15 protein-coding genes and 3 tRNA genes are annotated in these 24,746 nt (G+C 58.8%); 6 read left to right on the top strand and 12 right to left on the bottom strand.

Features of this window, described 5'->3' with window-relative positions; translation table 11 throughout:
- Nucleotide 1: 1 nt before the first annotated feature.
- From ADG72_RS03745 to ADG72_RS03735, 3 genes are all read left to right on the top strand, one after another.
- Nucleotides 2-1,087, top strand: a complete 1,086-nt coding sequence (locus ADG72_RS03745) for a methionine ABC transporter ATP-binding protein (RefSeq protein ID WP_048712358.1) — start codon at nt 2-4, stop codon at nt 1,085-1,087.
- Nucleotides 1,084-1,806, top strand: a complete 723-nt coding sequence (locus tag ADG72_RS03740) for a methionine ABC transporter permease (protein ID WP_048712355.1) — start codon at nt 1,084-1,086, stop codon at nt 1,804-1,806. The genes ADG72_RS03745 and ADG72_RS03740 overlap by 4 nt, the downstream gene beginning before the upstream one ends.
- A gap of 117 nt (nt 1,807-1,923) precedes the next feature.
- Nucleotides 1,924-2,763: a MetQ/NlpA family ABC transporter substrate-binding protein gene (locus tag ADG72_RS03735; RefSeq protein ID WP_009407882.1), complete on the top strand. Its 840-nt coding sequence runs from the start codon at nt 1,924-1,926 to the stop codon at nt 2,761-2,763.
- A gap of 143 nt (nt 2,764-2,906) precedes the next feature.
- Here ADG72_RS03735 and upp read toward each other — a convergent pair whose 3' ends face one another.
- Nucleotides 2,907-3,545 (bottom strand): uracil phosphoribosyltransferase, encoded by a 639-nt coding sequence (gene upp / locus ADG72_RS03730; protein WP_009407884.1) that lies wholly within the window; start codon nt 3,543-3,545, stop codon nt 2,907-2,909.
- 57 nt (nt 3,546-3,602) lie between these two features.
- Here upp and tadA point away from each other — a divergent pair, with 57 nt between their 5' ends.
- Complete coding sequence (tadA, locus tag ADG72_RS03725; protein ID WP_048712353.1) at nt 3,603-4,463, top strand: tRNA adenosine(34) deaminase TadA; 861 nt, start codon at nt 3,603-3,605, stop codon at nt 4,461-4,463.
- A 101-nt stretch (nt 4,464-4,564) separates the two neighbouring features.
- Here tadA and ADG72_RS03720 read toward each other — a convergent pair whose 3' ends face one another.
- From ADG72_RS03720 to ADG72_RS03690, 7 genes are all read right to left on the bottom strand, one after another.
- A complete protein-coding gene (locus ADG72_RS03720; protein WP_048712351.1) occupies nt 4,565-5,179 on the bottom strand; it encodes a biotin transporter BioY in 615 nt (204 codons plus the stop codon).
- Nucleotides 5,176-5,697: a holo-ACP synthase gene (locus tag ADG72_RS03715; RefSeq protein ID WP_048712350.1), complete on the bottom strand. Its 522-nt coding sequence runs from the start codon at nt 5,695-5,697 to the stop codon at nt 5,176-5,178. The genes ADG72_RS03720 and ADG72_RS03715 overlap by 4 nt, the downstream gene beginning before the upstream one ends.
- A gap of 8 nt (nt 5,698-5,705) precedes the next feature.
- Nucleotides 5,706-14,879 carry a type I polyketide synthase gene (locus ADG72_RS03710; protein WP_048712348.1) on the bottom strand — a complete coding sequence of 3,058 codons (9,174 nt, stop codon included), beginning with the start codon at nt 14,877-14,879 and terminating at the stop codon, nt 5,706-5,708.
- 19 nt (nt 14,880-14,898) lie between these two features.
- Nucleotides 14,899-16,488: an acyl-CoA carboxylase subunit beta gene (locus ADG72_RS03705; protein WP_048712346.1), complete on the bottom strand. Its 1,590-nt coding sequence runs from the start codon at nt 16,486-16,488 to the stop codon at nt 14,899-14,901.
- Nucleotides 16,485-18,287: a biotin carboxylase N-terminal domain-containing protein gene (locus tag ADG72_RS03700; protein WP_048712344.1), complete on the bottom strand. Its 1,803-nt coding sequence runs from the start codon at nt 18,285-18,287 to the stop codon at nt 16,485-16,487. The genes ADG72_RS03705 and ADG72_RS03700 overlap by 4 nt, the downstream gene beginning before the upstream one ends.
- On the bottom strand, nt 18,284-19,060 hold the full coding sequence (locus ADG72_RS03695; RefSeq protein WP_239667648.1) for a biotin--[acetyl-CoA-carboxylase] ligase: 777 nt from the start codon (nt 19,058-19,060) through the stop codon (nt 18,284-18,286). The genes ADG72_RS03700 and ADG72_RS03695 overlap by 4 nt, the downstream gene beginning before the upstream one ends.
- Nucleotides 19,061-19,223: 163 nt before the next feature.
- Nucleotides 19,224-19,964, bottom strand: coding sequence for a TetR/AcrR family transcriptional regulator (locus tag ADG72_RS03690; protein ID WP_048712341.1), 741 nt, complete (start codon nt 19,962-19,964; stop codon nt 19,224-19,226).
- A 133-nt stretch (nt 19,965-20,097) separates the two neighbouring features.
- Between ADG72_RS03690 and ADG72_RS03685 the strand changes: the two genes are divergently transcribed.
- Complete coding sequence (locus tag ADG72_RS03685) at nt 20,098-20,388, top strand: hypothetical protein (protein WP_048712339.1); 291 nt, start codon at nt 20,098-20,100, stop codon at nt 20,386-20,388.
- Nucleotides 20,389-20,549: 161 nt separating this feature from the next.
- Here ADG72_RS03685 and ADG72_RS03680 read toward each other — a convergent pair whose 3' ends face one another.
- The 4 genes from ADG72_RS03680 to ADG72_RS03665 form a co-directional block, all read right to left on the bottom strand.
- On the bottom strand, nt 20,550-22,100 hold the full coding sequence (locus tag ADG72_RS03680) for an Ig-like domain-containing protein (protein ID WP_239667647.1): 1,551 nt from the start codon (nt 22,098-22,100) through the stop codon (nt 20,550-20,552).
- A gap of 267 nt (nt 22,101-22,367) precedes the next feature.
- Nucleotides 22,368-22,443, bottom strand: a tRNA-Phe gene (locus tag ADG72_RS03675).
- Between the two features lie 28 nt (nt 22,444-22,471).
- Nucleotides 22,472-22,545 (bottom strand) — tRNA-Asp (locus ADG72_RS03670).
- A gap of 61 nt (nt 22,546-22,606) precedes the next feature.
- Nucleotides 22,607-22,679, bottom strand: a tRNA-Glu gene (locus ADG72_RS03665).
- A 218-nt stretch (nt 22,680-22,897) separates the two neighbouring features.
- On the opposite strand from ADG72_RS03665, the gene ADG72_RS03660 reads away from it, so the two are divergent.
- Entirely contained in the window at nt 22,898-24,745 is a 1,848-nt protein-coding gene (locus ADG72_RS03660; RefSeq protein WP_048712337.1) for a mechanosensitive ion channel family protein, read from the top strand.
- Nucleotide 24,746: the final 1 nt, after the last annotated feature.

The following is a 24,746-nucleotide window of genomic DNA, read 5'->3' as shown; positions in this document are numbered from 1 at the left end:
AGTGATTGATCTGATCGACGTCTCGAAGATCTATCCCGTGAAGGGAAGTGATGATGTCGTTGCCCTTGACCACGTGAATCTGCACGTTGAAGCAGGAAGCATTCACGGAATCGTGGGCCAATCGGGTGCCGGTAAGTCAACGCTCATTCGCTGTCTGACCGCTCTGGAAAAACCCACTTTTGGGTCAATCATCGTTGATGACATTGATCTGTCGCAGCTTCGTGGGCGCGAACTACGCCAAGCGCGACGCAAGATCGGCATGGTCTTCCAAGCAGCCAACCTTTTCGATGCCAAGACCGCGGGAGAAAATATCGCATTCCCGCTGAAAGTCGCCGCGAAGAAAGAGTTCACCCGCGAGCAACGCAAAGGACGCGTTCGTGAACTTCTTGCGCTAGTTGGTCTTGAGCATCGTGGCGGTGCCTACCCCTCAGAGCTTTCCGGTGGCCAGCGCCAACGCGTCGGTATTGCGCGTGCACTTTCAGATACCCCTCGAGTCTTGCTCTGTGATGAGCCAACCTCAGCCCTTGACCCCGAATCAACCCGCGCGATTCTGTCACTCCTGCGTCAAGTGCGCGACGAAACCGGTGTCACCATTGTCATCATCACCCATGAAATGTCGGTCGTTCGCGAAATCTGTGATTCCGTAACACTCCTGAAAGACGGAGGAATCGTGCAGAGCGGAACGATCGAAGAAGTTCTTGCTAACCCGGGTTCGCCTCTGGCAAAGGAATTGGTTCCTGCACCCAGTGTTGACGAACTGGATGTCACCGACTTCAATCGTGAGCTGACCGCGCGTGAAATCGCTGCACAGAGCAACTCAGCGGAGGCCAAAACCTCAGCCCAGCCTTGGGAGTCTGGAAATATCCTTCTGGACGTGATCTTCACGTCGCATCCGGGTGTTCCCACTGGCTCGAATATGCTCAACCTTGCCGCAAAGCTTGGTGCGGATGTGACCGCAGGGACTTTCGAATCGATGGGTTCTGTTCAAGTTGGTCGCCTGGCTCTGGCGATCCCCGCAGCCGAGCGTTCTTCGATTATTGAGCAGCTTCGCGCCCAGGGCGCGCATGTGGAGGTGAGGTCGCTGTGAACCTTTCGGCTCTTTCAACAGTCCTGACGCTGCTTCCACTGGGTAAAGGTGACCCGACGTGGGGAGACAACCCCGCACTCACCCAGCAGTTCCTCCCGGCAATCTGGGAGACCCTGCTCATGGTCTTCTTCGGCACCCTCTTTACCGTGCTCATCGGCCTTCCTTTGGGTCTGCTTCTTGTCCAGACCTCGAAGACGGGACTTACCCCTAACAAGACCATCAACCAGATCGTTGGTTTGATTGTCAATGTTGGCCGTTCTTTCCCCTTCCTTATCCTCATCATCGTGCTGCTTCCGGTGACCAAGTTCGTCATGCGCAGTGCAATCACGTGGCAGGGAGCGACCTTCCCCTTGGTTATCGGTGCGATTCCGTTCTTTGCTCGCCTGGTGGAAACCAACCTGCTTTCCGTCGAAAACGGTAAGGTCGAGGCCGCCCTCATGGCTGGAGCCTCAAACCGCCGGATCCGTTGGAGCATTTTGGTTCGCGAGGCCCTGCCCGGCATCATCCAGTCCGTGACGGTTTTGGCGATTACCCTGGTGGGCTACTCGGCAATGACGAGCGTCGTTGGTGCGGGTGGTCTTGGAAAGATGGCGATCGAATACGGGTATCACCGCTTCCAGACGGACACAATGGTCTGCTCGGTCGTTGCGATCATCATCATCGTTCAGTTAATTCAAATGATTGGCGACATGCTCAGCCGGCTGGTGGATCACCGCTGAGCATCCACCAGCCGGGTCGCGAACTCTGCTTGGTAATTAGTAAAAATTCGCGGGATTATCGCGGGCCACTCAAGTCCCCCCGCTTGTAGGAAACAGACAATCTAAGGAATTACTCTCATGCGTCACTCTCGTTCTCTTCGTACTCTTGCCGGTCTTGGCGTTGCAGCAGCACTGGTCCTCTCGGCCTGCTCCAGCGGTTCCACGGGCTCTTCATCATCTTCGAACGGTGCAACCACAATCACCGTTGCTGCCAGCCCCTCGCCTCACGCGAAGATCCTCAAGTACATCCAGGACAACCTGGCAAAGGACGCGGGAATCAACATCAACATCAAGGAATTCACCGACTACGATTTGCCCAACCGTGCGTTGGATCAGGGTGAAGTTGATGCCACCTACCACCAGACTGTTCCCTACTTGGAGAAGGCTAAGCAGCAGTTCAACTACGACTTCACTCCCGGTAAGGGCATTCACCTCGAGCCCCTGGCTATCTACTCCTCCAAGCACAAGTCCCTGGATGAGCTTCCCGAAAAGGGCGGAATCATTGGCGTGATCTCCGATGTCACCAACCAGGAGCGCGCACTTCGCCTTCTTGCTGCAAACGGTTTTGTTGAGATCCCCGCAAGCGGTGACGTCAATGTTTACACCGTTAAGAAGCTGAAGAACTTCGATTTCAAGGAAATTGACGGACCCGTTCTGGTCTCTAACCTGGGCGAGACTGACTACTCGGTGATCAACGGTAACTTCGCACAGGAAGGTGGCCTGGCACCCTCGCGCGATGGTCTGGCTGTCGAGTCCCCCGAGAACAACCCCTCGGTGAACGTCCTGGTGTGGAAGACCAGTGTTTCGGGCGATAAGGCTGAGGCCGTGAAGAAGCTGGATGAGCTTCTGCACTCTGACCAGGTGAAGAAGTACATCGAAGACACCTGGAAGGATGGCTCGGTGATTCCGGCCTTCTGATCAAGGCTTCTGGCGATTAACTGATCGCTACTTTGATGTGTGGGGGTGCGGCAAAGCCGCGCCCCCACACATGTCCCACACGCATAAAGGTGCCGCGTCCTTTTGGACGCGGCACCTTGAGCGTTTAAAACCAGTCGTTAGACTCAGTCAACGATGCCGTAGAGGCGGTCGCCGGCGTCGCCCAGACCGGGGACGATGTAGGACTTTTCGTTGAGGCGCTCGTCAACAGAAGCGACAACGACGGTCACATCTGCACGATCACCCACGAAGTCTTCCAGAACCTTCAGGCCCTCGGGAGCAGCCAGCAGGCAGACGCAGGTCACGTCCTTGGCTCCGCGGTCGAAAAGGTACTTGGTTGCGGCAACCATGGTGTGACCGGTTGCGAGCATGGGATCCAGAACGAAGCACTGGCGGCCCGAAAGGTCTTCGGGAAGACGGTTCGCGTAGGTCTCAACCTCAAGAGTCTTTTCATCGCGCTTCATTCCCAGGAAGCCAACCTCGGCGGTGGGAAGAAGACGGGTCATTCCTTCGAGCATTCCCAGCCCAGCACGAAGTACGGGGACTACGATGGGGCGCGGCTCGCTGATGCGCTTGCCAACGGTAGGCGCAACAGGAGTGTTGATTGCGATCTCAGTGGTTGAGACGTGGCGTGTGGCCTCGTACGCAAGAAGGGTGACCAATTCGTCAACCAGTTGGCGGAAAGTTGCCGAGTGGGTGTCGCGGTCACGAAGAACGGTGAGCTTGTGGGCAATGAGCGGGTGATCAGCAATATGAAGGCGCATGGTTCAAGAGTAACCCGCGAAGTAGGGTTTACGCGATAGGCTGAAGGGGTGGCAACTATGGATCAGTACAAAGAAGCGATGGCTCGCGCACTCTTCCTCGCGAATAAAGCACGCGAATTGGGAGATGTCCCCGTGGGTGCGGTCGTTATTGACTCAGTAGGACGGATTATCGGCCGCGGCTGGAACTGCCGCGAGGCCGAGCATGATCCCTGCGGTCACGCTGAGATCATGGCCCTGCGAGAGGCCGGAAAGCGTTTGAATCGATGGAATCTCATCGGTTGCACGCTGGTTGTCACCCTGGAGCCCTGCACGATGTGTGCGGGCGCAATAGTTTCATCTCGTGTTGACCGCGTCGTCTTTGGCGCATGGGACCCCAAGGCTGGAGCAGCTGGGTCGCTGCGCGATGTTCTTCGTGATTCTCGCCTCAATCACCAGGTCGAGGTCGTTCCCGGAGTTCTGGCTCAGGAAGCAACCGTCCAGCTTCGTGCATTCTTCGAAACGCGTCGGGATCGCCCGGACAACCCCTTCGTTGGAATCCCTCCGCGTGAACGTGAATCTAAAGAACCTGAAATTGAAACCCTGAGTGGCTGGGCCGCTTCCCATGCCCGGCCGGAAATTTCCATTCCCGAGGCCCCTGCCGCACAGGAAACCCCAGACGCCGACCCGACCGCTGCAGCTCTGCACAATGGCCACAGCTCGGTGCCGCCTCGTCGAGTGCGCTCTTACGCGGCGACGAACGATGCCCCTCAGGCGAGCTCCCAGGCTCAGCAGGCTCCTCGAAGCGCTACACAGCCCGCTACTCAAGCGAAGCAGCCTCTGGTGCTTCCTCAGCTCAAGCCCGCTGAGTTTGTCCCCGGAACGGCCGGGATCGTTGTTCGTACACGTGCGTCAAAGCATGGAAGGGCCACTCAGGAGTAGTTCGGCCTTGAGGAAAGCGCCGAGCGCTCCTCATTAAACGATATGGGTGTGGCCCGCGCATTGTGCGCGGGCCACACCCATCAAAACTGTCGACGTCGGTTTTATCGATCGAGTCCCACCCGGCCGACCGCCTTCCACAGGCTTCCAATCACAGCGGCCCCGGCGATCGCCTTAATGATTCCGCCCACGATAAAGGGCGTGAATCCTGCATTCATGGTCTGCACGAAAGACATGCTGACACCACCCATGCGGACAATAAGCCACATGTAGGGGATGCCAAGCAGGAAGGGAACTAGTGTTGCGCCACCAAATGCCGCGAGAGACAGCCAGAGGTGACGATCCCATGCGCGCTCAGAGAGCTTTCCGATCAACCATGCAGCCGGAATGAAGCCAATGATGAAACCAAAAGACGGTTTTGCAAGTGCTGCAATACCGCCACTTGCGGAGGAGAACCATGGCACTCCAGCAAGGCCAAGTACCAGATAAGAAAGCAGTGAGAGAGCCCCACGACGTGCGCCCAGAATAGCGCCGACCAGCAGAACACCAAGAGTTTGACCGGTGATGGGCACAGGCCACATAGGAATGGCGACCTGTGCCAGGATGCCTACGAGTCCCGCGCCAGCAAGAACGGCAAGAGCATCTCGACGAAGCGATGCGTTACCAAAATGGTCAGCGAGTACCGGTGAGAAAGTCGAAGAAGCCAGTGGTGTCGTCATGAGAAATCCTTTGAAGAGTGTGATTCGGATGGGTACGCATGAATCCATGCGATCGCGTAGTTACCGTCGTGGGATAAAGAAACAAGCCATGTGAGTGAAGCTGAAATCTCGCCTTCTGTTTGCTTAAGCGCGTCGGCAATTGCTCCGTGGAAGCGCAGTGATGGGCGCCCCCAGCGGTCATTCACTACTTCGATTTCGGCCCAATCAACCTGGTCTCGCTCAAGTGGATCCTCGTGACCGTAGTACAGCGAGGACCAAGCCTTGATGAAGGCTTCCTTCGCTGCCCAGCGAGCTGCAAGGGACTGAATCGAACGCATCGATAGTCCGGAAGCCGCGCGGGAAGGCGAAAGGGCCTCAGAAGCTTCGCAGGCGGATGCCCCCTGTTCGGGAGTGAAACGCGCTGCTGCATTCCACTCCCGAGCAGTGAAGACTTGATGAAATACCGAGCCTTCCTGGCCGAGTTGCTCCCCGAAAGAAGCAACATCGACCAGGTCGACACCGATAGCTGCCGGTTTCATGCCGGTTCTCAGTTCTGAGCTTCCTGTGAATCCGAAGCCGCCGATGCGTAGGTGCCATCTGCACCCAAGCGAGCGGAAGGATCCAGGAGCAGGGCAACCTCGGCCTCGTGAGTGTCGGTTGCCGGAAGGCGACGCCCCTCAATGGGAACGAAGAGCTCCGCGTGTCCGATCATTCCCTGCTCCAGGTGACGACGTCCCTCTTCCAAGCGCTTCTGGGCGCGTTCACGCCACTGAGCCAGAGCGGCCTCGCCGCGCTCGGCACGCAACGCAGCCTCAAAGGCAGCGGGGTGAACAAGGACGACCATCGCGGCGATGTGGCCAAAGCCCAGCGAGGTCAGGACACCGGCGCGGATGGGGGAAGCGGACATGTCCAGCGGCTGACGCAGCCACAGAAGCGGCATCCACTGAGCCATTTCCGGATCCAAGCAATCCAGCGCGCGGTTTGCGGGCAGTTCCTGGCGACGGAAGATATCGATCAAACCTGCCGCCTGGAAGAGCGCAGCGCCACCCTTTGCGTGACCGGTCAGGGTCTTCTGCGACACGACATACAGCGGGTTACCCGCTGAACGTCCGAGTGCCGCCGATAGGCGCGAGTGAAGCTCGGCCTCGTTCGGGTCATTCGCGCGAGTTGAGGTGTCGTGCTTGGAGACAACCGCGATATCGTCCGCACTCAGACCGAGGTCCTCAAGGGCGCGGGCCAGCGCGGAATTGCGACCACCGCGTGCTGCCGCCAGGGCGCCGAGGCCGGGGGCAGGGATCGAGGTGTGCGCACCGTCTGCGAAGGAACGTGCGAAGGCGATAACCGCTTGGACCGGCAGGCCCAGATCCGCTGCGATATCGCCGCGGGTGACCAGCAGGGTGCCGCCACCAGCGGCCTCGAGGAAGCCTGCACGACGACGGTCTCCGGCGCGAGAGAAGTGACGCGGGGTAATTCCACGTGCTTCAAGCGCGGCGGACTCGGCGGTCGCGTTCATGTTGCCGAAACCGGTGAGCGATTCGACTGAAATATCGTCGATACCGCCGGCGACAACGAAGTCAGACTTGCCCAGACGAATCTTATCGACAGCTTCCTCGATGGAAACCGCGGCAGTTGCGCAGGCACCCACCGAGTGGATCATCTGGCCGTAGCCGCCAATGAAGGACTGCATGGTGTGTGCGGCCACAACATTGGGCAGGGCCTCTTGAAGGATGTCCTGCGGGCGATCTTCACCTAGGAAGCGCGAGAGGAAGACGTGGCGCAGGGACTCCATGCCACCGATACCCGTGCCCTGTGTCGAGGACACGTCCGCGGGGTGGACGGCCTGCAGGAGCTCAGCGGGGGAGAAGCCCGAAGTGATGAAGGCATCCACTGCGGTGACCAAGTTCCACACAGCGATGCGGTCCAGGGCCTCGACCATGGAAGCGGGAATTCCCCACTGAGCCGGATCGAAGTCTTCAGGGATCTGGCCGCCGACCGTACGAGTCAGAGTTGCACGTGCGGGGACTTGGACGGGGGAACCAGCGGACTTGGTGACATGCCACGTACCGTTTTCTTCCCAGATCGTCGTGTGCGAAGGATCTGCCAAGACGTAGTCTTCGGCTTCAGCCTTGGTGTCCACGGTGAAGGTCTGCTCGCTGGTCAAGAAGACCGTGCGAACGTCATTCGAACCGCAATCGATCATGTTTGAATCGTCGTTGAAGCGACGGATACCCGATCGGGCAACAACTTCATCGCGGAAACGATCGTAGATTTCGGCCTCGTCAACCGGTGCTCCAGAAGCGTCGTACCAGCCGGGCTGCGGGCTATCAGACCAGTTGATGAGCTTCATCATCCAGGCCATCTCGAGGACGCCGGCAGCGGTCAGATCAAAGTCCTGACCGAATTCGGCCTCTTCGCGGGTACGTCCCGAACCCCAGGTGCCAATTTCACCGGTGCCGACAATGACGATCTGATCGCGCAGTTGCGCGCGAGGAGTTGCCCACGCGATTGGTGCAGCCAGCGAAGGAACAACCGGGTTGGGCAATGCCCGCAGGGTTGCTTGCTTCTCCGCCTGAGCTTCCTGTGCCGAGGCCGTCGCCTGCTCGCGTGCTTGGCGAGCCAGCGCGGGAAGGTCAAGTCCCGCCTCGGCCAAGCCGCCGGTCAGGTCAGCGTGAACAGGAGCCTGCGCAGCCTGCTCGCGGACCTCAGGGGTGAGGAGGTGGGCGAGTTCGCCGGCGATTTCTTCGGTCGTGTAGACGTGTACGCCTGCCGCCTCAGCCGCGGGAACTAGGATGTCGTTCCCACCCATGAGGGAGGTTCCCTGAACCCAACCGATCAGCGGGTGAGCGATGCTCGTGCGTGTCGGCCAACCGGACTCGTGCTCCCACTTGGTCGCAATCGCGTCGAAGGCTGCCTTTGCTTCGCCGTATGCACCGTCACCGCCGAAGATTCCGCGGTTCGGCGAACCGGGAAGCAAGATGTGCGTGCGGTGGTTGGGAGCCGTGTCTGCACCCAAGCCGGACAGCAGGTGGATTGCGCGTTCGACGCTCCACAGAAGCAGGCGTTCTTGAGCAAGAGCACCCTGAGGATCCGAACCAACGGTCCCAGAAACGCGAGGCGCTGCGAAGGGAACGAAAAGATCGGGAAGAAGCGCGGGCTTGACGACTTCGGTCGTTGCTCCGTGGGTCTCGGTCTGTTCGCTACCAACCCAGGAGATCAGTGCGTCAACATCGCGGAAGGATGCCATGTTTGCGGGGACGATCCACAGGGTTGCGTCGATTGCGGCGTGTGTGCGGTACAGCTCCTTGGCGAATGCCAGTCGTGCATCGTTGACTCGCGAGGAGGTCATGATGACGGTTGCGCCACCGGCAAGAAGCTCGCCTACGACTGCAGCCGCGATCGAGTGGGGAGCAGCGCCGGTCACAAGAGCGACATCTCCGGCGAAGCGGCCTTCAGGTGCCTCAAGAGCAGCCTGGGCGACGCGGGCGAAGTAGTCCTTGAGACCTGCATCCGAGGTGTTGGCGCTGTACCACTTTGCCAGTTCGCTCAGTGATTGTCCCGCGCCGCGTAGGCGTTCAGGCGCAAGGCTTTCAGCGGAAGTCGCACCTGCAAAGATGCGGGCGAGGTCTTCGCGAGCAGTTGCCCAGCGATCGTCAAGGAGGACCGCACGGCCTTCATCAAAGGCGGGGCGCACGGAGGCTTCCCAATTTGCCCCAAGTTCGGCCTCGACAGCCGCGATCAGAGCGGAGGAATCTTCGCTCTCTACTGCAGCGGGGGCAGTAGAGATACCCAAAACCTTGAGAATGTCGCGTGCTTGGTTGGCCAAGATGCCGCGCTCACCCAAAATGCGATCTTCCAGGTCGCGCAAAGCCGCAGAATCAACGACCTCGCCGCCGGCGCCACCACCGGAGCTTGGACGCGAGAGAGTCAAGCCCTCGCGTGCTGCGATCAAAGACAGAGCCTGATCGATGAGCGCCGAGGCATCCTTCGCGGAGGAAACCGAGCCGGGCAGAGTCGAGAGGCTACCGCCACGAATCGAGTCGCCTTCACGGGTGCCCAGCAGGATTTCTGCATTCACGCGTGCGGCCCACTGTTCGCTCAGGCCCCAATTGTCCTTGACGTAACCGGTTGTGAAGCTTGCGGGAAGACCGGCCGAACCGAAGATCTTGCGCAACTTGGAGTTGATTGCGTCGCTGAGGACCGGACCAAAAGGCGTGTAGCTGGGAACCAGAGTGTCGATGGTCGCGAAGAGATCGCCCATCGATGCTTCGGCCGCGCCTTCGATGGTCGAGAGCGAGAGCTCAGCGGCCATGTCCATGAGCAGCTGGTTGCGCTTTGACGACACGCCATTTGTCAGGGTTTCGACCGTGTCAGAGGCATCGATCTGCTCGGGGAGGAGCTTGTTCGAGAAGGCGAGAAGAACGCGGATAGCATCCGAGGCCGAGAGCGGGAGTTCCGGCATGGTTCCGCTTGCCGCAGCCGCGGGGGCTGGCGCCGGGGTGGCAGAAGGTGCTTCGGCCGCAGGAGCGCTTGCCGAGGGGGCTTCCACTGCCGAGGCGTTGCTTTCGGGTGCAGCGGGAGTGGCCTCGTCGCTGGGTGCCGACGCGTCGGATTGTGCACGTTCGGGCTGAGCGACCGCGTCCTCGTTACGGGTGCGTGCGGCGTCACGCTCGACGTTCAGCACATCGATATTTGTCTGCGCGAACTTAGGCTGTGAAAGCGTCCGCGAAGCCATGTTTGCCAGGGTCGGCGAGGATGCCAAACCGATCTCAATCACGCGCTCAACGCCCAAGCCCTGCGGGGGAGCGCTGAAGAGCAGATCCTGAGTCTCAATCCATCGAACCGGCGAAGCAAACTGCCACGAGAGAAGCTCGATGAGCAGGGTACGTGCGGTGGCCTGCGGATGAGCAATCGATTCATCCCAATTGTCGACGATCTTTTGAGTTGCCTCAGACGGGACAACGTCAAGGATCGACTCAGCAAAATCTTGAGTGAGCTCGAAGGGACGAGCAACCAAGTTCGGGATGTAGCGTCCTTCGAGAACCTCAAGGTTAATGTCCTGGGGAAGCAGAGAATCGAGCTTGTCGCGGAAGGCCGGGACACCAGCGCGCAGGCGTGAGGAGTGGAAGGGAACATCGATTCCGGGGATCATGATGAGCGCTCGGCGACCACCGTGTTCGCGGGCACGCTGTGCGGTGTCCTCTTCCAAGGCCTTCAGGCCGGCGACTGTTCCAGCAACCGAGTACTGAGAACCAGCCAGGTTGTAGTTGACAATCTCCAAGAATTCGCCGGACTTTTCAGCGATCGAGGCCACGTAGTCGCGGACCTCTGCGTCGCCCATACCGAATTGGTTGGGGCGAAGAGCTCCCATTGCGTAGTTCGATCGACCCTGTGCGTCGCGTTCGACCAAGTGGTGCATGGCTGAACCGCGCTGGAACACGATTTCCAGAACCTGCTCGAGGGGGAAGATCCGTGCGTAGGCGGAGAGGGCGGTGTATTCGCCCAAAGAGTGTCCCGCGTAGAAGGAGTGATCTACAAGGGCGTTTTCCGTGCGGAGTTCCTCGGTCTGGGCGTAGGCCAAAGTGGCCAGAGCGACCTGGGTGAATTGCGTGAGGTTGAGGACGCCCTTGGGGTGGCGGAAGACCTCGTTACCGACGCGAAGTTCGGTCGGGTTTGTGCGAACAATGGCCTCGATGGAGAAGCCCAGTGCCTTGCGAGTATGAGCATCGGCTTGTGCCCACACCTCGCGAGCGGTTGAGCTCATGTGCTCCAAGCCCATCATCTTTCGCTGGATACCCTGACCGGGGTAGACATAAGCGGTGCGGGGTGCGCGAGTGAGTGCACGCGCGATGGAGACGACCTCATCGCCAATGCGGCATGTAGCTTCAAGGACCAATTCGCCACCGATACGACCCACGCGCTCAATGGTGATATCGACGATGTCCGAGAGCTGAACCATGCCGAACATGCGGTAGGACCATGCTTCAATCTCGACCTCGGGCATGTCAACGGAACGAATGACCCCCAGTCGATCAGGGCTGTCAACCGGCTGAGTTGAGTGAGCGCACAGCAGATGCTGAACGGTCGCGGACAACCACATTCCGTGAACCAGCGGAGCTGAAAGGCCGGAAAGGCGTGCAGCAGCGTAGGAGGTGTGAATGGGGTTGAAGTCTCCGGAAACAATGGCGAAGGCCGTCATGTTTTCGGGAGCCTGAACGCGTACGTGACGCAGGAAGGAACGCGGTGTATCCGTGTAGGAATCTGCGACCTCGGGTGCCGGAGCGGGCGGCTGGGTCGAAGCAATGCGGCCTCGGATAGCGAAACGCTCAACCAAGCGGGCAAAAACGGTACCTTCAGCACTCAACTCAAGTTCGACGCGCACCACGCGACCGGCCGAAGACTCAGCAAGCTCGGCGCAGCGTCCCACGACCTCGACGCGGGTTCCAAAAGCGGGAAGCGGGGCATCGAAGAAGATCGAGTGATCGAGGTGAACGGCGTTGACCAGACCTTCAATGACAGGCACTCCCTGGTACATTGCCGAGCCCAGTGCGGCGTAAATCGCGGGCCAGCAGGGGCCGACCAACGCATCGGGCACTCCCGAGGCGAGCTGTGTTGACAGCGCACCACCGGTCACTGCTCCGTGAGCGTAGCCCAGGTTCTCGGTGAAAGTGAAGGAGTCGCGAACCGTGCCAAAACCTTCGCCGGGGATGACAGCGGGCATCTTCTCGATGTGGTCGCCATTCACGGTTGTCGTGCCCACACCAGCGGCGCCGGCAAGCAGATCGTAAGCGGTCATGGACAGTCGCGACATGTCAACAACCGGGTAAGCGCCGGTCATGCATGCGCTGGAGAGAAGAACGGGGATGTCGATGTACTCAACTGAGTGGTGAGAGCTATTCGGGGTCTCATCCCACATCGAATCGCAGTGGATGCGAATCGAGTAGCCGCCCTCATCGTGAAGGATTTCCGTGGCCTCAACCGAGGTGTAGGCCGGGTTGTCGACCAGGTTGCCCGCCCACTGGATGTGGGAGATTTCCCGCAGGAACGAGGCCGCGTCAGCCAGATCGTGGAAACGAGACCAGACCTGGGGAACGCGCGCGTCGTCTGTGGAGACAGCATCGACGACTGCCTGCTCGAAACGGGCAAACATCTCACCGATGGGCTCATCAACGCGATCAATTCCGGCGACCGAACGGGGACCGGGGATGATGCGGACTGCGTCTGCATCAAAACGCGCGTCTTGGGACTGCCACAGCGTGTCGGTTCCCCACCAGCGAGCAAGATCGCCGTCCAGAACGGGAACGAAAGGCATGGGCTTGTGGTGCTTGCGGCACAGGACCGGGAACCATGCGACATCGGCGGGAATCACGCGGGTGGTCTCGGCCTGAGGGTAGGCCTCGAGCAGGCGGGCCAAAGCTGCCTGGCCGTCTTCAAGATCATCGCGGCTTTCAAAAAGCGTGGGGATATCGCCGTGGTCGGCCGGGTTCAGGCGGGACTCAATACGGTGGAAGAGATCCAGAGCGCGATCCGTCCACGTCCAATCGGCCCAGGGGTAGGACAGGTCAATGACGCGGCGCGCCCAATCGGCGTAGGTCATCTCAGAGAGCTCACCGAAGTACGGCTTTGCCGTCTTGTTCATGGCCTCGATGAGTTCATCGCGGTGTGCGTCGATGGACTCCTGGTCGGAACCGACCTCGTGAATCAGGCGGGAAGCGCGAGCAGAGGAGTTCTCAATCTCATGCATGTCCGCGTTCAGGTGGGACAAACCGGAGGTCATACCACCGCGGACCTGGCCGGTACCGACCCAGCCATCACCGCCAACACCGGGGGTGTCCTTGAGCAGTTGCTTCACCTGAGGAGAAGTTTCGGCTTCCAGGGTTGCCATCGAGGCCGTACCCACCAGAACAGCATCGACGGGCATCGGTGCCGAACCCAGATCCACGGACCACTGTCCGGTGATGTAGCGAGCAGCGTCCGCAGCCGAACCAATACCGCCACCAACAGCAAGAACGAGGTTGGGAGTGCGACGGATTTGCGCGTAGGTAGCCAGAAGCAGATCGTCGAGGTTTTCCCACGAGTGGTGGCCGCCAGAGTGGCCGTCTTCCACCTGAATAATCAGGGTCTGATCCGGGTTCGCCTGTGCGATACGAACGACCTGTTCGATCTGCTCGACGGTTCCGGGCTTCAGGCACAGGTATTCGAAGCCATCGGCGCGCAGCTGCGCGATCAACTCGCGGGCCTCGTCCAATTCGGGGATACCGGCGGCGATGGTTACCGCGTCGATGGGAGCACCTGCGCGGCGGGCCTTGGGAACAATGCGGTTGACGCCAAATTGCAGGTTCCACATGAAACGATCAAAGAACATCGTGTTGAACCCCGCGGTACGGCCGGGTTCAAGGAGCTTTTGAAGCTCAAGACGGTGCTCGGTGAAGACCTCTTCGGAGTACTGGCCGCCACCGGCCATTTCCGCCCAGTGACCAGCATTTGCGGCCGCGGCAACAATACGAGGCCCGACGGTCGTGGGAGTCATACCCGGAAGGATGATGGGAGAGCGTCCCGTCAAGCGGGTGAATGCAGTGGAAACCACGCGACGTCCGTCGGGAAGTGCAACAACCTTGGGAGCAAACTGTGACCAGTCTGCGGGCGCTTCGATTGACGAGCCTTCTTCATCCAGTTCGGTGCGGCGCGATGCAGTCGAGGCATCCACGATCTGTGCGCCGGTTCCATCCAGGAGGTCCTGGGTCAGGCGAGTGAGCATATTCGACGGCCCAAGATCAACGAAGGTCTTCACGCCTTGGCCGAGGGCTGCGGAAATCGCTGCCGACCAGTCATCGCGCTCAACGAGGATTGCGCGGGCAACGCGCTCGGCCTCGGCGTCATCAATTCCGTGACCGGCTGCCGCCAAGCTCCGTGCCCACGAAACCACCTGCGCGACTGCTTCCTCCAACAGAGGCGAATGGAAGGGGGCAGAAACAGGCAGGAACTCGACGATTGCCTCAAGAGGAGTACCACCGGTCAGGTGCTCTTCCAGCGCGCGGTTCGCGGCTACAACCTGAGCCTCAAGCTGACGGCGGCAGGCTTCAAGATCGCCCGGGCGACCGGAAAGAACAACGGAACGCGGGCCGTTGACAACGGCCAGAGAAACGGGAGAACCCTCAACGGCCTCGGTAATCATCGAGGCCGGCAGACCGCGAACGGAAAGCATCGGGGTTGCTTCGCCCAAGTTTGTCGCGCCCAAACGGATGCTGACTGATTGTGCAGCGGCGCCGATGAGCACTGCGAGGGCCAGGACGTGAGTGAGGCGCTGGTCATCGCGGGTGATCCACGCGCGGGCAACCTCGGCGCCCAAGATGCCCTGGGAATGACCGAGCAGCAGGGGAGAAGTCGTGTGGACATCCAACTGGGTTGCATCAAGATCTGCCAGAGCAGCCAGCTGAGCCAAGGTAATACCGGGGACAGAGACGGAGGCAGAACGGTCCAGAGGAAGGTCCTGAGTGTTGCCGTCCAGAAGAGCGTTCAGGCGTTCCAATGAACCGGGGGCGCTGGTGAGAAGCTCACCGGCAACGGGAGCAAGAAGCTCACGCATCGCCTGGTAGTGCTTGCGCAGCAGCGCGGCGTGAGGGGGGAAAGACAGAGAGGTCGAAAGAGCAGGGCGCCACGCGGACCCCTGTCCCGCAAAGGTGAGTGCGTAGGGAGTGGGGATTTCGGCAAAAAATGCGGTCATGATTAATCTACTTTCCTCATCACATAGGGGCGTTATCGTGGACGCGTGGGGTCGTTACGGTGCGGTCCTTCAGATGGAGGACCGATAGGGCTTGGCAAATGTTCTGGCGGGTTGTTGAAGGCTCGATCAGAGCATCGAGCTCTCCGTTTTTCAGAGAAAGATTCGGGTTCATCGCCTGGCGCTCATACATTTCCTGGTAGTGCGCTCGCTGCTGGGCAATATCGCGCCCTTCCTTCCCGGCCGCGGCAAGCTGGCGACGGAAGACGATGTCCACCGCCCCTTCAGAGCCCATCACGGCAATTTGAGAAGCCGGCCATGAGAAGTTCACATCTGCGCCCAGCGACTTCGAGCCCATGACGATGTAGGCGCCGCCAAATGCCTTGCGCAAAATAACGGTGATCATGGGGACGGTTGCGGTCGCATAGGCGGTGATCAATTTGGCGCCACGGCGAATGATTCCCGCTCGTTCCTGTTCAGAACCGGGACGATATCCAGGGACGTCAACAAGGGTGATAATCGGGATCCCGAAGGCATCAAGGAATTGAACAAAACGTGCGGCCTTTTCAGAGGCGTTCACATCCAGAGTTCCTGCATCGATGCTGGGCTGGTTGGCAACAATTCCAACCGGCCGTCCTTCAAAGCAGGCGAAGCCAACAACGATGGAAGGAGAGAACAGGGGCTGAACCTCTAGGAATTCCCCGTGATCGACAAGCGCTTCAATGACCTCGACCATGTCGTAGTCCTGCTTGGGGGATTCCGGAACCAGGGATGCGACCTCGTGTGCGCGTTCTTCGGTGCCATCGTTTTCGAAGAGGTAGCGCGGAGGCCTCTTATCGCAGTTCTGCGGCAGGTAGGACAGCAGAGTACGTGCGTAATCCAGGGCCTCATTCTCATCTTCGGCAAGGAAGTGCGCAACGCCCGACACCGAGTTATGCAGGTCGCCACCACCCAGGTCTTCAGAGGAGATTTCCTCGCCGGTCGCAGCCTTCACAACAGAGGGACCGGTAACAAACATGTACGAGGAGTTCTTCGTCATGATGATGAAGTCGGTGAGCGCCGGCCCGTAGACCGCACCACCCGCGCAGGGACCCAAGATGACCGAAATCTGAGGGACGACTCCCGAGGCTTCGGTGGTCTTTCGGAAAATTCGACCGTATTGTGCAAGCGCGGTGACGCCTTCTTGGATGCGAGCGCCGCCCGAATCCAAAAGCGCAATGATTGGAATTCGCATGGAGAGGGCGCGATCCATGAGGAGAAGGATCTTATCGCCTTCCACCTTGCCCAGTGTGCCGCCGCGGATAGAGAAGTCCTGTGCATAAACGGCGACTGGGCGACCATCCAGCGTGCCGATACCCGTGATGACGGCAGAACCGAGCTCGCCGGCTTCGATGTCGCCGCCGGCGTAGCGGTTGAGCTCGCTGAAGGAGCCTTCGTCAAGCAGGTAGTCCAAGCGCTCGCGGGCGGTTTGACGTCCGCGAGCATGCTGCGCCTGACGTGCTTTTTCTTCTGCCGCTTCCAAGATGCTGTGCGTGCGATCGTAGAAGTTTCGGCGGCTGATGGCTTCGTGCTCTTCGGCCTCGTCGATTCGCTTGGCGCTCGATGGGGTCATGCTTCCTCCTTAATGCTCACCAAGACGTCTCCTGCTTTGACGGTGTCGCCCGCGCAGACGTGAATCGCCGAGATCGTTCCCGAGCAACCCGCGTTTAGGGCCTTTTCCATCTTCATGGACTCAATGACTGCAACCAGTTCGCCCTCTTCGACCTCTTGGCCTTCTTCGACGGCGATGCGGATGACGGTTGCTTGGATGGGGGAGGTGACGTTCGGGCCCTCGTCGTTTGCCCCAGTGCGCGGGCGCAGTGAGCGTCGCAGTGGCTGACGAGGCCGGAGTGCGCGGCCCCCCGATTCGCCCCCGGCTGCGGCCAATAGTTCCGCTGGAAGGCTCAGCGTTGTGCGCTTTCCGTCAATTTCAATGACGAAGGAGCGCAGTGCGTGCGCTTCGTTTCCTTCTTCCGAGGCCTCACGTGATTGTGTGCCGCCCGCAGCCGAGAGCTCGCGTGCAACCTCTTCGAGAACTCCTTCGCGTTCCAACCACTGGGTGTAGACACCCAAGCTGTCGCTTTGTTCGCTTCGAAATTCGGGAGTTGCCAGGATATGAGCGAGTAGGGGAGCGGAGGTTGGCAGACCCTCGACGCGAAATTCATCCAGCGCCCGCTGGAGGCGAATAATTGCTTGAATGCGCGTCGGCGCATGAACGGTGATTTTTGCAATGAGAGAGTCGAAGTCGGTTCCGATTTCTTCACCGGGACGGATGAAGGAATCGACACGGACCCCGGGGCCGCCGGGCCACTGGATTGCGCTCAAACGACCGGTTGCGGGCATGAGTTCCTGAGCGGGATCCTCACTGGTGACTCGCACTTCGATCGCATGACCGCGAGTAGAGGGGATCTCGCTCAGTGGAAGACCTTGAGCAATTCGGATCTGTTCGCGAACCAGATCGATTCCGGTGACCTCTTCAGAAACTGTGTGTTCGACCTGCAGGCGAGGGTTGACCTCCAGGAAATAAGCCTTGCCATCTTCTACCAAGAACTCGCAGGTGCCGACACCCACATACTGGACCGCGTCAAAGAGTGCGCGGGAGTACTCCTCAAGTGCTGCGTGGAGTTCTTCGGAGATGAAAGGAGCAGGAGCTTCTTCAACAACCTTCTGGTTGCGACGCTGGACCGAGCAATCTCGCGTCGAAACGACTGCGAAAGTTCCGAAAGAATCGCGGGCGCATTGGGTTTCGACGTGACGACCGTGAGAAATAAATTTCTCCATGAAGCACAGGGTCAATGTCGAAGGATCGATCAGGTTCGTGTAGAAATCACGAATATCTGAGTCGGAATTCATGCGAGTGATTCCGCGCCCACCGCCGCCATCGGCACGCTTGATCAGGACTGGGTAGCCAATGGACTGTGCCAGCTCAAGTGCATCCTCGACGCTGCTTCCTTCCAAGGAACGACCGGTGATCGTTGGGACCTGGCACGAATCAGCCAGTTCGCGTGCTCGAATTTTGTCCCCCAAGGCCTCAATGGCCTCGGCGGAAGGACCAATCCACACCAAGCCGGCTTCTGCGACGCGCGAGGCGAAATCGGCGTTCTCGGAAAGGAAGCCGTATCCGGGGTGGATTGCTCGTGCGCCCGACTTTGCGGCGGCCTCGAGAATCGCTTCCGGATTCAGGTAGGTCTCAGCAGCGCTCTTCCCACCCAGGCTGTAGGCGGAGGTTGCGAGCTCGCAGGCCAAGGTATCCCGATCGGCCTCAGCGTAGACAGCGACGGAATCCAAACCCATTTCGCGAAGGGTACGAATGACGCGAACCGCAATTTCACCTCGGTTCGCAACCAGAACGGGAGAAAGGGCAATCGTCATGACAGGTGTCCTTCCACTAGTGGGGTGGGGGAAATTTCCCCCGTAGTGACGGTGAGAATTTCGCCTTCCGTGGAGCGGCAGATCAGGTGCGCGTGCTCATCGATGCTGATCGGAGTCGCGGTGAAGCGAATGCCCCCGGGAAGGTGCAGTGGACATTGCGTGCCGAAGATGCGCATGTATGAGCTGTACTCCTCGCGCCAGGATTCGGGTGCGCCGGGTAGCGTGAAGAGCCGTTGGAGGTTTATGCGCAGTTCGCGGATGAATAATTCGCGTTCGTCGCTGCTCATTGAGGTGTCAAAGCTTGCGGCGAAGTCACGAACTTCAAGCGGTAGTGCGCCGATGTTTAACCCGATGCCAACGATCACGCGGTGGGTCTCATCGCTTGTGTCGAGGTGTTCGCAGAGAATTCCAGCGGCTTTACGTCCGTTGATGAGCAGATCGTTTGGCCACTTGAGTGAAAGTGTGTCCTCACCGCCTGCTGCTGCGTCGAGCCCTGTGCTGCGGATCGTGCGCAGGAGTGCGACCCCGGCCAGCGCGGTCAGCCATTCCAATTCGCTTTCCGAGGCCTCAACCATGAGAGAGAAAGTCAGCGCTTCATCGGAAGAGAGCCAGACGCGTCCATCGCGTCCGCGACCCTTGTTCTGGCGGCTTGCCCACAGCGCTATCCCCGAAGGCGCAGTTGACCCCTCGCCGAGCACGATGTGGGCAAGGTGAGTGTTCGTTGAGTCAACTTCGTCGCAGTGAAGGACGGGTGCTTCTTGATCAATCTGCATTACACCCATCGTTCAATTCGCCGCATGAGCGGACAAATACAGGGGTGCATATTGTGAGGGATGCGCCCGGAACGCAGATGAGATGCTATGAGTTTTCGGCGTAATTCTGCGACTCTTGAAGTTTCCTTTGAAAACGCTTTGAGAGCGATACCGATGTGTATTTTCAGTCGATTTCGCGCGAGCAGGCGTAGAGCAGGACCAGGACGACTTCGAGAATTGATCGGGTTGCCGGGCTGGCCTGTGAGGCTGTGTGGGCAGGTGGGAGCGGGGGGTGATCTTCGTGAGGAGCTGGCGCTGGGTAGCCGGAGTTTGTAGCAGTACTCTGCTTACTCCGGTACTCGCGAATGGATTGACGCCAACCCGCAAGGCCTGCAGCGCGCATGACGACACCGATGACACTTTGGGTAAGCGCACCAATGGGAACCGTAAGTTCGCGGCCAGCGGCCGTCAGGATTGTCTGCAGAACCGAACCGAGTTGATCTGCAAATTCACGATTGAGGTCCAGCAGTCGCATACCCCACTCGGGGTCGCGGATTGAGCGCATGAGCATCTCGGAGTGGAGGATGTAGAGCCCTTCGTCAATATGGATTGCGTCCAAGGCTTCGTAGAGCAGGTTTTCCATGAGGAGGTGACGATCCCCCTCACCTCCCTGGGAAGCGGGGGTTTGGGCGTTCTCCCACAAAAGGACGCGTTCACGCAGGCGTTGGATCAGGTCGGCGTATTCGCCTTCGGCCAAGATTCCCAGCAGTGAGTCTTTAGAGGAAAAATTTGAGTAGAAGGCGCCGCGGGTAAAACCTGCAACTGCGCAGATGTGCTCAAGTGATGTAGCTTCAATGCCTTCGGTGATGATGATGTGTCGAGTTGCTGCGAGGAGACGGTCCTGGGTTTCGGCTCGTTTTCCCATATATAACCGCCTCTTCCTGCCGACACCGAGTGGAACATGCACAGGCGAAGGCGATGCGTCTTCAGTGACATGTTCGTTTAGAGCTGAGGGCTCTATTCTCTCACGACCATTGTGCCCAGTGTAGGGTGAATGCATGATTGGTGGACTTCTTACGCTACTGGGCAACCTGATTCTGATCGTTGTCATCGGTGTTGCACTGATTTCAGCTGCCTTCATTTTCTTTGTCCGTCGCGCGATGCGTCGCGGCATGGGGCAAGACGCTCCTTCGCGCTATGGGGCCCCGCGACCGGGTGTGCGCGTTGTTGACAGCACCGTGGTTGATGAGCCTTCGACTAGTGCTTCTGGAAAATCTGCTCCTCGCGCGGCTGATATCCCAGATTCCGCTGAAGTTCAGATCATTGAGGTTACGACCCGCGAAGACTAATCACCACCGCTAGATGCGGTTATAACAGGGTGGGGGCCAGACGCGCAGCGTCTGGCCCCCACCCTGTTGTGTATTGAGTCGATTGCGTATCGGCCGATCAGGGCTGTGCCCTTGTGTCCCTATGTCGGGGCTTCATGCACAAACCTGATTGACTCTTTGTCTCAATCCTGTTCGCGACGAGTGCGGGCTACAAGCAGCCCGCCGCCAATTGCCGCACTCAGTGCAGCAGCTGCGGCAAGAGTCGCATCGGTGCCAGTCGAAGCAAGGGAACGATTCGCTTCCTTGGGTGAAGGAGCCGCGGGGGGCACATTCTGCTGTGGTGCCGGCGGAAGCGGAGGGTTGCTTGTCTCGGGGCTTACCGGAGGAGTCGTGCTACTTGTCGAGGCCGCAGGCTGAGGAGTTGTTGTTGAGACCTCCGGAGTTGGCTCAGTAGTCGTCGGTGTTGGTTCCGGAGTGGTTGTGCTTGGGGTTGGCTCCGGTGTTGTTGTCGTTGGGGTCGGCTCGGGAGTCGTCGTGCTGGGAGTAGGCTCCGGGGTGGCCTCAGTCGTCGTGGGGGTTGGTTCCGGAGTCGTTGTGGTAGGGGTCGGCTCGGGAGTGGTTGTGCTTGGGGTTGGCTCCGGTGTTGTCGTACTCGGGGTAGGTTCCGGAGTCGTTGTCGTTGGTGTGGGGCGAGGCAATGAGGGATTGTCGTCGGTTGAACCGCCACCATCGGCTGTGATTACCGCTTTTCCGACCAATGCAACGGCGTTGACAGAGGCGTTGTTAGTAAAGGTTGCAGACTTACCGACCATTGCCGAGTTCTTGATCTTGGTGTCATAGGAGATCGAATAGATTGCGTTTCCGTTGCCCTTCGGCCAAGTTGCGGTGAAACCGCTGCCGTCGGCCTTCTTTGTGACGGTGAAGGTGCCGCCGTTCAGAGCATCGCCATTCGATACCGTTGTGGAATCTCCCAAGGGGAAGTCGTCTCCGTTAGCCCACACTAACATTGAGGGCTCGTTGGCCAAGGTGTAGCCACCATTGTCATTCGTGAAGGTATCGTCAACAGTGATGGTGTCGACCGAGATTCCTGACTCCACGACGTTAATCGACCAGTTAATCAACGAAGGATCATCGGAGTCGACTGTTCCGCCCTTGTTGTGTTTGGTGGTTTTTCCGATATTGGTGTCGCCAATTCCGGTTCCGTCACCGGGGAGCTGAACAGAAACAGCCTTGCCATCAATCAAGAAGGACACTGCGCCAGCAGTAGTCTTTGCAGCTGCGCTCATCTTTGCCCAACCTGAACCGGTGATGTTCTGGTGGGAGTTTGCGTAGTCTGTGAAGGTACAGGTGATGACCGCTCCGGGTTCAGGTGCGGGAGCAGAGCAATTGACAGCGACCTGACCATCAGGGGCAATCATGTCGAATTGAAGTTGCGTGCCGGTTGAAGCGAAGGTGTTGAGCTCCGGGGGCGCTTGGATGGTGAAAGTGTCTCCCTGGCGGATAGCCTTCCCCGTTCCATCGATGGTGAAGTCAACCTGCATCATGGTGCCAACGCCGAGCTTCGTCGAGGAGCTGACTCCAGAGAGCTTGACATCCTTGACGATGTCATTGACGGTTGCAGCCTGTGAGGCGCCTTGAGAAACGATGAAATAGGCCAATGCGAGGAAACATGCGAGGAGCATTGAAAGCCCCGAAATCGCTGATCTTGTGAGAGTTTGAACGCGTATCGACACCTGAAAATCTCCTGATTGATTTGTGTGGGATATCTAAATGCTAGTCAGTTCAGGGATGAATTCACAAATATCTGGGATGGTCTAAAAGTTCTAAGGCAGCTTTTTTGGTGCCTCGCCATGGTTGACCAAGTTGCCAAAAAGTGTTTTCTGGCAAGTGTTGTTGCAGGTCAAGAAAGGTTTGTGCTCAGAGTTGTGGAGCATGGGGGAGGAAGTGTGATTCTGGTCGCAGTAGATACAACAAAACCCTCGCGATGCGAGGGTTTTATCTGGTGGCTCCGACCGGCGTCGATCCGGTGACCTTTCGATTTTCAGTCGAACGCTCTACCAACTGAGCTACAGAGCCAGGACCGAAACCTACTGGCCTGGTCTTGCGACCCCGACGGGACTTGAACCCGCGACCTCCGCCGTGACAGGGCGGCGCGCTAACCAACTGCGCTACGGGGCCTCACAATAGGTGAAGCCTATTGAATTTTTCTTCACTGTCGACACGAGCGACTTCGAAGAAGTACCCCCAACGGGATTCGAACCCGTGTCGCCGCCGTGAAAGGGCGGTGTCCTAGGCCTCTAGACGATGGGGGCCACTGTCGGCCACCGGTCTGGCGTCCGAGGACGAAGAGAATATTAGGCAGAAGCAGGGCCTTAAAGCAAAAAGAATGGCAGTGATGACCGTCACATAGCTACTTTTCCTTGATATTCTGGGATTTGCAATGGTGTCTATCGATTCAAGCCTCAGGCGATTCTCAATGATCGCGCCTAGGCTTGAGGGAGTACCGAATGAGTGATTCAAGGACGGTTTTATGATTTTCAGTGCTGACGATCCGACACCCTCGCCTTCGCCAACGGGGGTTGCACAAGATGCTGTTCAAAATGCACTGGACTTGGCATCACTGATCTTCGGCGCCGCAGTTGGTTTGGTTATCGCCTTCGTTGTGGCGCTGGTGATCGTCCTTTTGACGCGTCCAATTGCCCGTCGCTCGCGCTATTTTGCGGCGATTACCAAACGTGTCCGGACCTCGTACTACATCACTGCGATGGCTTGGGGCGCGTGGGCTGGCCTGCAATTCATGCTGGTCAATACCACTCTGTCAGATTGGTCCAATGGCGGAATGGTGGGCTTCATCTCCCATGTTCTGCTCATTATTGGCATTTTGACGATGACTTGGATGGTTTACAACAGTGCGTGGATCTTCGAAGATGCGGCACGAATCCGCCAGGAAAAAGACGGAGGCGTTTCCCGTAAGTTTGAAACTCAAGCGCAGGTCATCCGTCGTCTGCTACAGGCTCTGGTCATCCTTCTTGGTGTTTGCGCAGCCCTCTTCACTTTTGATGCCGCGCGTCAGGCAATGACAACCGTTCTGGCCTCTGCAGGTGTCGTTTCGGTGATCGCCGGTCTTGCAGCCCAGCAGACCTTGGGAAATGTTTTTGCCGGTATCCAATTGGCCTTCACGGATGCGATTCGCGTCGGCGATGTGGTTGTCGTCGGTAAGGACAATGTTTCGGGCAAGGTTGAAGAAATCACTCTTTCTTACGTTGTTGTTCGACTTCCAGACGAACGCCGGCTCATCGTTCCTTCGACCTACTTCACGTCCAACACCTTCGAAAACTGGACGCGTCGCGCTACGACCAAGCTGGGTAATGTCGAGCTCAAGCTCGACTGGACTGCGCCTTTAACTCTGATCCGTAGTCACGTTCAACAGCTCCTTCTTGCAACTGACTTGTGGGATGGCCGTTCGTGGGCCGTTCAGGTTGCTGACTCGGATGAAACGACAATGACTGTTCGCATTGTTGTCTCTGCGAAGGACTCCGGAGCGCTGTGGGATCTGCGCTGCTATCTACGTGAAAACATGATTCGGTGGGTTGTTGATGAGGATCCTGCGATCCGTCCGCATACGCGTGTCCAGCCCTTGGAGGTTGAGACGGTTACGCAGGATACCTCTCGCGAGGCCGTCGCCCGTCTTGCGAAGGAACTGTCAGGTATTGCCGCCGATACGACGGGTGCCCCCAACTCGCACCCGGTATCAGCGCCAGGAAAGCCCGCTCAGGCCTCGTCGGTTTCTTCCCAGGGCAAGGCAGAAGATGCCGATTCGGGTCCCCTGGATGATGCAGTCCATTCTGTCCGCCTGCTGGCAGCCCGGCAAAAAGCGAAGCGTGCACGAAGGAGGGCAATGGCTCAGCGTCAGCGCGAGCTCGCTGATACGGGGAAGGTCACTGCTGTGGCCTCGGCCAGTGACGCGCAGACCCAGGTTTTTTCGCAGACAATGCTGCATTCTTTGGTCGCCGAGCAACTAGCGGAAAAGGTTGCCCAGGCCAATGCGCGTCTAGGCAAGAACCACCTCGGTGGGGGACCAACCGCGCTTTTGCCTCAGGCTCAGGTGGACAGTGACAATGCGCAGGCCTCAGCCCCGCAAGTACAGGCCGCTCAAGCCCATCTGGATGCGACTGTCGTTCGTGGGGAGCGCCTCTTCTCTGGGTCACCCGACGCCGACGAACGTAATCAGATTTACGCCGGTCCCGGTGACGAAGTCCTAGCAGAACGCGAAGCAACGGCGAAACGCCATGAAGAAGAAACAACTCGTTTGAACAGTGGACCTCGAGTGCCCGAGGATGCAGTGCGTCCGCAGCGCAGCGATGTTCAACAAGACTGAA

The sequence above is a fragment of the Trueperella pyogenes genome, from assembly GCF_001070855.1.
Taxonomy (GTDB): domain Bacteria; phylum Actinomycetota; class Actinomycetes; order Actinomycetales; family Actinomycetaceae; genus Pauljensenia; species Pauljensenia pyogenes_A.
The sequence above is the reverse complement of the archived record's forward strand: the minus strand, read 5'-3'. Positions and strand labels throughout refer to the sequence as shown.